8 protein-coding genes are annotated in these 10,741 nt (G+C 68.0%); 5 read left to right on the top strand and 3 right to left on the bottom strand.

The features are described from left to right. Positions 1–1,431, bottom strand: a 1,431-nt coding sequence (locus tag DBR34_RS02255) for a penicillin acylase family protein (RefSeq protein ID WP_146186760.1), incomplete at its 3' end; no start/stop codon positions are given. A gap of 154 nt (positions 1,432–1,585) precedes the next feature. Here DBR34_RS02255 and bfr point away from each other — a divergent pair. Next, positions 1,586–2,074, top strand: a complete 489-nt coding sequence (gene bfr, locus DBR34_RS02250) for a bacterioferritin (protein ID WP_128095542.1) — start codon at positions 1,586–1,588, stop codon at positions 2,072–2,074. A gap of 391 nt (positions 2,075–2,465) precedes the next feature. On the opposite strand, the gene parC is transcribed toward bfr, so the two are convergent. Further along, the gene (gene parC / locus DBR34_RS02245; protein ID WP_128095541.1) at positions 2,466–4,709 is read right to left on the bottom strand and encodes a DNA topoisomerase IV subunit A; all 2,244 of its coding nucleotides are present in this window, start codon (positions 4,707–4,709) and stop codon (positions 2,466–2,468) included. 58 nt (positions 4,710–4,767) lie between these two features. Further along, positions 4,768–5,649 (bottom strand): helix-turn-helix transcriptional regulator, encoded by an 882-nt coding sequence (locus DBR34_RS02240; RefSeq protein WP_128095540.1) that lies wholly within the window; start codon positions 5,647–5,649, stop codon positions 4,768–4,770. 160 nt (positions 5,650–5,809) lie between these two features. Here DBR34_RS02240 and DBR34_RS02235 point away from each other — a divergent pair, with 160 nt between their 5' ends. From DBR34_RS02235 to emrB, 4 genes are read left to right on the top strand one after another with little or no spacing between them, the layout of a single operon-like run. Beyond that, complete coding sequence (locus DBR34_RS02235) at positions 5,810–6,253, top strand: MarR family transcriptional regulator (protein ID WP_128095543.1); 444 nt, start codon at positions 5,810–5,812, stop codon at positions 6,251–6,253. Beyond that, positions 6,250–7,743: an efflux transporter outer membrane subunit gene (locus tag DBR34_RS02230; protein ID WP_128095539.1), complete on the top strand. Its 1,494-nt coding sequence runs from the start codon at positions 6,250–6,252 to the stop codon at positions 7,741–7,743. The genes DBR34_RS02235 and DBR34_RS02230 overlap by 4 nt, the downstream gene beginning before the upstream one ends. Before the next feature lie 10 nt (positions 7,744–7,753). After that, a complete protein-coding gene (emrA, locus tag DBR34_RS02225) occupies positions 7,754–8,935 on the top strand; it encodes a multidrug efflux MFS transporter periplasmic adaptor subunit EmrA (RefSeq protein ID WP_128095538.1) in 1,182 nt (393 codons plus the stop codon). A gap of 7 nt (positions 8,936–8,942) precedes the next feature. Continuing rightward, positions 8,943–10,529 (top strand): multidrug efflux MFS transporter permease subunit EmrB, encoded by a 1,587-nt coding sequence (gene emrB / locus DBR34_RS02220; RefSeq protein ID WP_128095537.1) that lies wholly within the window; start codon positions 8,943–8,945, stop codon positions 10,527–10,529. Positions 10,530–10,741 lie beyond the last annotated feature (212 nt).

Genomic DNA, 10,741 nt, shown 5'->3' with positions numbered 1-10,741 from the left:
CGGCCACGGTGCGCAGTGCGCGGCCACCGGCGTGGCCGCGCCGGCCGGCGGGCAGTCCGCGCTGCGGTCCGGGCGGGCCCCGATCAATCGCCAGGCGATGCGGCCCTCGCGGTCGGCCAGCAGCAGGTTCTGGGTAGGGATGCCGGCGCGGTCGGCGATCCGCAGCGCATCGTCCAGGTTGCCCGCGCGCGCCATGTCGGCGAAGTCCAGGCGCACCGCGCCGGGCAACTGTGCGGTCCAGCGCAGTGCTTCGCCGCTGCCGTCGGGACGCTCGTGCAGGATCGGCCCCCAGGCCGTCTCGCGCACGCGCAGCACGGTGTCCGGCTGGCCGGCCACGCGGATGCGTTCGGTGTGGGTGGTGATGCCGTCGAGGGTGCCGGGCGCATGCGCCGGTACGTGCACGAAATCGGCGTTGTCGATGTAGCTGTTGGTGAAGCCCCACGCCACGTGCCCATTGCTGCCCACCACGATCGCCGGCAGCCCGGGCAGCGAGAAGCCGCTCACGTCGACCGTGCCGCCCGGCGCCTGCGCGTCGGGGTAGCGCAGCCGCACCCGGAACCACAGGGCTGGCGCACGCAGCCCCAGGTGCATGTCATCGGCCAGGATCGCGCGGCCATCGGCGGTGAGCGCACCGGCCACGGCGAAGTTGTTGCTGCCGTGCACGTCCGGGTCGGCGTGCCCGGCGTGCCCGGCGGCGCTGGCCGACCGCGCGCTGGCGGGCGTGCGCAGGTCCACCGCATCCGGTCCCGGCAGGACCGCATTGCCGCGTGGCGCGCCGAACAGCGGTGCGTCCCACTCGCTGCCGTCGCGGCTGAGCAGGGCGTAGAGCGCGGGCGGCACCACCGCGCGGATGCGCGCCAGGGCCAGTTCGGTCTGGTTGGTAGGGTCCTGCAGGTCGGCGTACATCGCCAACCCGGTCAGCACGCTGTCCTCGGCCAGCCAGGGGGTGGGCCGCTGGCGCAGCAGCAGGTAGGGCCAGGGCCGCACCCGCAGGTCGGTCAGGCCCTGGTTGACCCCGGCCACATAGGCCTGCAGGGGCTGGGGATCGGTGCCGGCGGCCTCGGCCAGGTGGGCGTGGGTGCGCGCGCGCAGGCGATGCACGCGCATGCGCTGGTCGGCTGGCACGGCGGCCGGGCCAAACAGTTCGGCCAGCTCCCCGGCGGCGCTGCGCCGCATCAGGTCCATCTCGAAGTAGCGTTCCTGCGCATGCACCAGCCCCAGCGCCCGCATCGCGTCGGCCTGGCTGGCCGCGTCGATGGTGACCACCCCGCGCGCGTCGCGGCTGATGCTGGCCGGCGCCTGCAGGCCATCCACCGGCAGCGGGCCGTCCAGCTGCGCCAGGCTGCCGCGCAGCAGCCACCACAGCGTGGCGATCAGAACGACCCCGAGCAACAGCGACAGCCACAGCAACCGCGTAAGCCAACGACGCATGCAGCATCCCCCGATGGTGGTGTGCGTTGGATTGTAGGGGCTGTGAACGCCACGTGGAGGCCGCTGCAAGCGCAACTGCAACTGATTCCGATTAGATCATTGGAATTCTGGATGGGGCACCATGCGCGCATTGATTGATCAGGAGCACCCCCACATGAAAGGCAATCCGGACGTGATCGCGTGTCTGAAGGAACTGCTGCGCGGCGAACTGGCGGCGCGTGACCAGTACTTCATCCATTCGCGGCGCTACGAAGACCAGGGCCTGATGGCGCTGTACGAGCGCCTCAACCACGAGATGGAAGAAGAGACCCAGCACGCCGACGCGTTGCTGCGCCGGATTCTGTTCCTCGGTGGCACCCCGGACATGCGTCCGCATGGCTTCGAGCCGGGCGAGACCGTAGAGGAGATGCTGCAGAAGGACCTGGACACCGAATACAGCGTGCGCAACAACCTGGCTGCCGGCATGAAGCTGTGCGAGCAGCACCAGGATTTCGTGAGCCGCGACATGCTGCTGGTGCAGTTGAAGGACACCGAAGAAGACCATGCCTGGTGGCTGGAGCAGCAGCTGGGCCTGATCAAGCGGATCGGGCTGGCGCTGTACCAGACCAGCAAGATGGATGCGAAGGGGACGTCCGCGCACTGACGCGCATACGCGCATCAGCCCCACGATGTGCCGCCCACATCGCGGGCCCCGGCGTATCACCTTCCACATCCCCGCGCCTGTCGGCGCGCGCCCTTGGACTCCAAGAGGGCTGTTTCTCCAGACGGTGTCCTGGACGCGTGACGATCCACCGCCCCGTCACCGGGTTCTGCTCGCCAGCCAGCTTTCGCCAGCACGCTGCAGAAGCCATCGTCCGCCCGCCAGCATCCGCCAGCCAGCGACGAACGAAAAAGCCGGGGATTTCCCGGCTTTTTCGTTTTCCAAATACGTTGCGCGCGACACATGCAGCCGGGCAGAGCCCGGCTCTACGCGGTAAACGCGCAACGTGCGGCACATACCGCCGGGCAGAGCCCGGCTCTACGGTCCTGTGCGGTTAATCCACCGCCAGACCTTCCACCTTCTGCCAGCCGCGCGGCAGCAGGTGGCCACGCGTGGCGCGCGTGCCCAGGTAGGTTTCCAGGTCCTTGAAGGACAGGTTCATGGTGCGCGCGCCGCTGCGTACCAGCAGGGTGTTGGCCGGGCCCACCGACACCACCGCGACCACGCGCTCGGTGGCGAGCTTGGCCTTGGGGATATCGATGATCTTGTTGCCCTTGCCCTTGTCCAGTTCCGGCAGGTCGCTGGCGGCGATCGCCAGCAGGTTGCCCGAGCTGGTCACCGCCACGATGCGATCGGTTTCCGGGTTGGCCACCACGGCCGGGGTCAGGACCTTGGAGCCGGAGGTCAGGTTGAGCATCGCCTTGCCGGCCTTGTTGCGCCCGGTCAGGTTCTCGAAGCGGGTCACGAAGCCGTAGCCGTGGGTGGAGGCCAGCACGAAGCGGGTGTTGTTTTCCCCACTGGCCAGGGTCAGGAACTGGCTGCCGGCAGCCGGCGAGAAGCGGCCGGTCAGCGGTTCGCCATTACCTCGCGCCGAGGGGAGGGTGTGGATCAGCGTGGAGTACGCACGGCCCTCGCTGTCCAGGAACGCCACCTGCTGGGTACTGCGCGCACGCACCGCGCCCAGCAGGGCGTCGCCGTCGCGGTAGGACAGCGTGGACGGGTCCATGTCGTGGCCCTTGGCCGCGCGGATCCAGCCCTTCTCCGACAGCACCACGGTCATCGGCTCGCTCGGCACCAGTTCGGTTTCGTCGATGGCTTGCGCGGCACCGCGCTGCACCAGCGGCGAGCGGCGGTCATCGCCGAACTTCTTGGCATCGGCGGTCAGTTCGTCGCGGATCAGCTTCTTCAGCTTGGCCTTGCTGTCCAGGATGCCCAGGATCTTGTCGCGCTCCTTGGCCAGCTCGTCCTGCTCGCCGCGGATCTTCATTTCTTCCAGGCGGGCCAGCTGCTTCAGGCGCGTGTCGAGGATGTACTCGGCCTGTTCCTCGCTCAGGCTGAAGCGCGCGATCAGGGCCGGCTTGGCCTCATCCTCGGTGCGGATGATGCGGATCACTTCATCCAGGTTGAGGAAGGCCACCAGCAGGCCGTCCAACAGGTGCAGGCGGCGCTCGACCTTCTGCAGGCGGTGGTTGAGGCGGCGGGTAACGGTGGTGGCGCGGAACTGCAGCCATTCGGCGAGCAGCATCTTCAGGTTCTTCACCTGCGGACGCCCGTCCAGGCCGATCACATTGAGGTTGACCCGGTAGCTGCGCTCCAGGTCGGTGGTGGCGAACAGGTGGCCCATCAGCTGGTCGGCATCGACGCGGTTGGAGCGCGGCACCAGCACCACCCGCACCGGGTTGGCATGGTCGGACTCGTCGCGGATGTCTTCCAGCCACGGCAGCTTCTTGGCGCGCATCTGCGCGGCGATCTGCTCGATCACCTTCGACGGCGACACCTGGAAGGGCAGCGCGTTGATGACGATGTTGGTCGATTCCTTGAAGTACGTCGCGCGCGCACGCACGCTGCCGTAGCCGGTTTCGTACATGTTCCGCAGGTCGGCCGGCGCGGTGATGATCTCGGCGAAGCTGGGGTAGTCCGGGCCCTTCACGTGCTCGCACAGGTCGGCGACGGTCGCGTCCGGATCGTCCAGCAGGTGCAGCAGCGCGCTGACGATCTCGTTGAGGTTGTGCGGCGGCACGTCGGTGGCCATGCCCACGGCGATGCCGGTGGTGCCGTTGAGCAGCAGGTGCGGCAGGCGGGCCGGCATCCAGGTCGGCTCTTCCAGGGTGCCGTCGAAGTTCGGGGTCCAGTCGGTGGTGCCCTGGTTGATTTCGCCCAGCAGCACCTCGGCGATCGGGGTCAGCTTGGATTCGGTGTAACGCATCGCCGCGAACGACTTGGGATCGTCGGTGGAACCGAAGTTGCCCTGGCCTTCGATCAGCGGGTAGCGGTAGGAGAACGGCTGGGCCATCAGCACCAGCGCCTCGTAGCACGCGCTGTCGCCGTGCGGATGGTACTTACCGATCACATCACCCACGGTACGCGCGGACTTCTTCGGTTTGGAGGCGGCGTTCAGGCCCAGCTCGCTCATCGAATAGATGATGCGGCGCTGCACCGGCTTCAGGCCGTCGCCGATGAACGGCAGTGCGCGATCGAGCACCACGTACATTGAATAGTCCAGGTACGCCCGTTCGGCGTACTCGCGCAGGGGCAGCTGTTCAAAGCCGTGGAAGGCGGGGCGGGCAAGATCGGTCATGCGGGATTGTTACCTGTGGCAAGGGACGGCGACGGCTGTCGCCCTCGCAGGCGGTCGATTATCCGGATGCGGCCGGGGATGCCAAGCCGCGCGTTGGATTGAGGGGCTGGCCGCTGCGCGCCAGATAGCGCCCGGGCGGGCAGCCGAAGTGCCGGCGGAACACGGTGACGAACGCGCTGGGGCTGCTGAAGCCCAGTTCGTGGGCGATATCGGACACGCTGTGGCCGTCGGACAGCCGGCGCAGGCCGTCGGCCAGGCGGGCCTGCTGGCGCCACTGCGCGAAGCTGAGCGTGGTTTCGTCGCGGAAGTGGCGGGTCAGGCTGCGCGGCGACAACCCGGCCCAGTGCGCCCACTGTTCCAGGCTGCGGCCGTCGGCCGGGTTGGCGATCAGCTGCGAGGCAATCCGCAGCAGGCGCCGGTCCTGCGGCATCGGCAGGTGCATGCGCTGGCGTGGCGCGTTGCGGATTTCATCCAGCAGCACCTCGATCATGTGCTGCTGGCGCAGGTCGGGCGCAGCGGCGGGCGCCCAGCGGATCACCCGCATGGCCAGCGCCTGCAGCAGGTCGGAGATGGCCACCACGCAGGGCTGGTCGGGCAGGTCGTGGGCCATGTCGGCCGACACGATCAGGCCCCAGCCGCGCAGCGGGCCGGAGATGCCCACCGTGTGGGGCTCGCCCGGCGGCATCCAGCCGGCGCACCCGGGCGGCAACGACCAGTTGCCATGGCGGGTGCGGATGTTGAGCAGCCCGGCTTCGACGCTGATCAGCTGGGCGCGGCGGTGCTGGTGCCAGTCGATCTCGCGGTCGAGCCCGCGCGCACTCTCGATCTGGAACCCCAGCACGGCCAGGCCGTCGTCGCGTTCGAGCCAGTCCAGCACGTCGTGCCGCACCTTGACGGGAGGGAGGGCAATGGCGTCCTCTGGCCTGAAAACGTTATTCATTGTCCAGATTGTAATACCCGGCCACCTGAGCCGGCCATTAAGGTGACCACCCGTTCGCCACACCCCTGCATTACCTGCTTTGCTGCAACACAGCATTTGGTTCCAGATTAAATATTTCCATTGAGAAATATATTTTCTGGAAGTAAAGTGCCGTCCCATGATGATCTGCCCTGAAACCACTCCTCCCAGCTTCGGGCTGCTGTTGCGCCAGGTGCGCGACGGCCTTGTCCGTCAGCTCGACACGTCGATGGCCGAGGAAAACCTCGGCATTGGTTTCACCCACTACCTCGGTTTGAAGGTGCTCGCGGTCAAGGCCCCGTGTACCGCCAACGAGTTGGCCCAGGCCCTGGACCAGGTGCCCAGCGCGGTCACCCGCCTGCTGGACAAGCTGGAAGCCATGGGCTGCGTGCGGCGCGAGCCGCATGCCCAGGACCGCCGGGCGCTGCAGATCGTACTGACCGATGAAGGCCGCCAGTTGTGGGCCCGGCTGAAGCAGCGTGGCGACCAGACCATCGATGACGCCATGCGCGACCTGTCCACCGACGAGCGCGCCCAGCTGCTTTCCCTCATGACCCGTGTACGTGACTCGTTGATTACGCCATGACCTCCTCCCTTGATCGCACTTCTTCGCTGCGGCCGCTGCGCCCGGTGCTGGTATCGGTGCTCGCGCTGGCGCTGGCTGCCTGTGCCAGCAGCCGCGGCCTGCAGCCGCAGGCCACGCTGCTGGATGCCGACAGCCTGCAGACCCAGCGCACCCTGTCTGCCGCCGGGCTGAGCCAGCCCGGCTGGCCGGCCACCGACTGGTGGCGCGCCCTCGGCGACCCGCAGCTGGACGCCCTGATCGCCGAAGGCCTGCAGCGCAACCCGGGCCTGGACGCGGCGGATGCACGCCTGCGCCAGGCCCGTGCCCAGATCGGTACCGCCCACGCCGAGCGCCTGCCCAGCGTGTCCGCCTCCGGCGGGTACACCGGCGTGCGCCTGCCCGAATCGATGGTCGGCGACGAACTCGGTGGCAGCTATGCCGGGAGCGGCCAGGCCTACCTGAGCTTCAGCTACGGCATCGACCTGTGGGGCGGCAAGCGTGCCGCCTGGGAAGCGGCCGTGGACAGCGGCCATGCCGCCGAAGTGGACGCGCAGGCCGCACGCCTGAACCTGTCGGCGGCCATCGCCGAGGCGTATGCGCAGCTGGGCTATGCCTACACGTTGCATGACGTGGCCAGCGAAGAGCTGGCGCGCTCGCAGAAGACCCTGGACCTGACCGCCCAGCGCCGCCGCGCCGGGATCGACAGCGACCTGCAGACCCGCCAGGCCGAAGCGCGCATTCCGGCCGCGCAGCAGCAGCAACAGGCCGCCCAGCAGCAGATCGACGAGGCCCGCACCGCGCTGGCCGCGCTGGTCGGGCAGGGCCCGGACCGCGGCCTGCAGATCGAGCGCCCGCAGGTGCTCAATCCGCTGGCGCTGCAGTTGCCCGGTGTGTTGCCGAGTGCGTTGCTCGGCCGCCGCCCGGACATCGTCGCAGCGCGCTGGCGCGTGGAAGCGGCCAACCGCCAGATCCATGCGGCCAAGGCGCAGTTCTATCCCAGCCTCAACCTGACCGCGTTGGGCGGGGTGGTGTCCAGTGAAGTGGACCAGCTGCTCAAGAGCGGCTCCACCTTTGCCTTCCTCGGTCCGGCGCTGAGCCTGCCGATTTTCGATGGCGGCCGCCTGCGCGCCAACCTGGACAAGACCGACGCCCAGTACGACCTGGCCGTGGCCGACTACAACCAGTCGGTCGTGAACGCATTGCGCGACGTGGCCGACCAGGTCAACGCGGTGCGCTCGCTGGCCAGCCAGGCCGCCGCGCAGCAGCAGGCGGTGGACACCGCCCGCGCCGCCCATGACCTGGCCGAGCAGCGCTACCGCGCCGGCATCGGCAGCTACCTCGAGGTGCTGGTGGTCGAAGAGCAGTTGCTGGTGTCCCAGCAGCGGCTGGCCGAACTGCAGTCCCGGCAGATCCTTGTTTCGGTGCGGCTGAGCCAGTCGCTGGGCGGTGGGTTCACCCCGTCCAGCGATACCGCCACGCTCGCCACCGCCCCTGATTCCACGCATTCCTGAGACACACTCCATGAGCCAGACATCCGCTCCCGCTGCCGCCCCGGCAGCTCCGTCCCGTCGCGGCAAGCTGCTGCGCGGCCTGTTGGTCATCGTGGTGCTGCTGCTGGCGGCACTGGCGCTGTGGTACTTCATGTTCGGCCGCTGGTTCGAAGACACCGACGACGCCTACGTGCAGGGCAACCAGGTCCAGATCACCCCGCTGGTGAGCGGTACCGTGGTGGCGATCAATGCCGATGACGGCATGCGCGTGGAGCGTGGCCAGCTGCTGGTGCAGCTGGACCCGGCCGACACCGAAGTGGCGCTGCAGCAGGCCGAAGCCAACCTGGCCAAGACCGTGCGCCAGACCCGCGGCCTGTACCGCAGCGTGGAAGGCGCCCAGGCGGATTTGAATGCCCGCCAGGTGACCCTGAAGCGCGTCCGCGACGACTTCAACCGCCGCAAGGGCCTGGCCGCCAGCGGTGCGATCTCCAACGAAGAACTGGCCCACGCCCGCGATGAGCTGGCCGCCGCCGAAGCGGCCGTGGCCGGGTCGCGCGAGACCTTCGAACGCAACAACGCGCTGGTCGATGACACCGTGATCGCCACCCAGCCGGACGTGCAGGCCGCCGCGGCGCAGCTGCGCCAGGCCTACCTCAACAATGCCCGCGCGGGCATCGTGGCACCGGTGTCGGGCTACGTCGCCCGTCGTTCGGTGCAGGTGGGCCAGCGCGTGCAGCCGGGCAACGCGCTGATGGCCGTGGTGCCGACCGAACAGATGTGGGTGGAAGCCAACTTCAAGGAAACCCAGCTGCGCCACATGCGCCTGGGCCAGGAAGTGGAGCTGCGTTCGGACCTGTACGGCGGTGATGTGACCTACAAGGGCCGCATCGACAGCCTGGGCCTGGGCACCGGTTCGGCGTTCTCGCTGCTGCCGGCGCAGAACGCCAGCGGCAACTGGATCAAGATCGTGCAGCGCGTGCCGGTGCGCATCGCCATCGACGCCAAGCAGCTGGCCGAGCACCCGCTGCGCATCGGCCTGTCGATCAAGGCCGAAGTGAGCCTGCGCGACCAGAAGGGCACGGTGCTGCCGACCCAGGCCGCCAAGGGCCAGGTGTTCGACACCGACGTCTACGCCAAGCAGCTGCACAGCGCCGATGACGCGATCCACGCGATCATCCAGCGCAACCTGCCGCAGCAGGCCAAGGCGAGCTGAGGTCACCATGTCCGCCCAAGCTCCAGCCGCGCCCGGCAGTCCGGGCGCACCGGCGGCGCCCAGTGCGGCCGCCGGCTTCCTGCCACCGAGTGTGGCCCTGTGCACCGTGGGCCTGGCGATGGCCTCGTTCATGCAGGTGCTCGACACCACCATCGCCAACGTGTCGCTGCCGACCATCGCCGGTAACCTCGGTGCCAGTTCGCAGCAGGCCACCTGGGTGATCACCTCGTTCGCGGTCAGCACCGCGATCGCGCTGCCCCTGACCGGTTGGCTCAGCCGCCGCTTCGGCGAACGCAAGCTGTTCGTCTGGGCGACGCTGGCGTTCGTGATCACCTCGCTGCTGTGCGGCCTGGCCCAGAGCATGGGCATGCTGGTGCTGTCGCGCGCGCTGCAGGGCTTCGTGGCCGGCCCGATGTACCCGATCACGCAGTCGTTGCTGGTGTCGATCTACCCACGCGAGAAGCGCGGGCAGGCGCTGGCGCTGCTGGCGATGATCACGGTGGTGGCGCCGATCTGCGGCCCGATCCTGGGCGGCTGGATCACCGACAACTACAGCTGGGAATGGATCTTCCTGATCAACGTGCCGTTGGGCATCTTCGCGGCGATGGTGGTGGGCAGCCAGTTGAAGGGGCGCCCGGAGCACATCGAGAAGCCGAAGATGGATTACGTCGGCCTGATCACGCTGGTGATCGGTGTGGGCGCGCTGCAGCTGGTACTCGACCTGGGCAACGACGAAGACTGGTTCGCGTCGACCAAGATCGTGGTGCTGGCCTGCGTGGCGGTGGTGGCACTGGCGGTGTTCCTGATCTGGGAGTTGACCGACAAGGACCCGATCGTCGACCTGAAGCTGTTCCGGCACCGCAATTTCCGCGCCGGCACGTTGGCGATGGTGGTGGCGTATGCGGCCTTCTTCAGTGTGTCGCTGCTGATTCCGCAGTGGTTGCAGCGCGACATGGGCTACACGGCAATCTGGGCGGGCCTGGCGACGGCGCCGATCGGTATCCTGCCGGTGATCATGACGCCGTTCGTGGGCAAGTACGCCTCGCGGTTCGATATGCGCATGATCGCGTCGTTCGCGTTCGTGTTCCTGTCCTTCACCAGTTTCATGCGCTCGGACTTCAACCTGCAGGTGGACTATGCCCACGTGGCAGGCGTGCAGTTGATCATGGGTATTGGCGTGGCGCTGTTCTTCATGCCGGTGCTGCAGATTCTGCTGTCGGACCTGGACGGTCGCGAGATCGCGGCGGGTTCGGGGTTGGCGACGTTCCTGCGTACGCTGGGCGGCAGTTTCGCGGCGTCGCTGACGACGTGGCTGTGGGCGCGCCGGACGCAGGTGCACCACGCGGATCTGACCGAGCACATTTCGGCGTATCAGCCGGGCATGCAGGAGCAGGTGGCGGCGATGGGGCAGGGCGACCTGCAGCACGGGGCAGCGGCGTTGAACAACATGATCAACCACCAGGCGTCGCAGATGGGCTTCAACGACATCTTCTTCCTGCTGGGCTGGATCTTCCTGGCGATCATCGCCTTCCTGTGGCTGGCCAAGCCGCCGTTCGGTGCAGGCGCGGGTGCAGCCTCGGCCGGCGGGCATTGATCCGCGGTTGAACTGAAACGAACAAAACCCCGTCGAAAGGCGGGGTTTTTTTATGGGGGCTGGGAAGAGCAAGAGCAGAGCAACAGCAGAGCAACAGCAGAGCAACAGCAGAGCAGAGCAACAGCGCATCGTCTGTGTGTCTCTTGGCTTGGTCGGGTACGGGTGGATTGTCGGGACACGCCGCAAGTACGTCCTTGTAGGCTCGTTCGCGC

Origin of the sequence: Stenotrophomonas sp. HMWF003, assembly GCF_003061285.1 — a bacterium.
GTDB lineage: Bacteria > Pseudomonadota > Gammaproteobacteria > Xanthomonadales > Xanthomonadaceae > Stenotrophomonas > Stenotrophomonas maltophilia_AP.
Note: the sequence above shows the minus strand (reverse complement) of the source record. Positions and strands in the feature narration are given on the sequence as shown.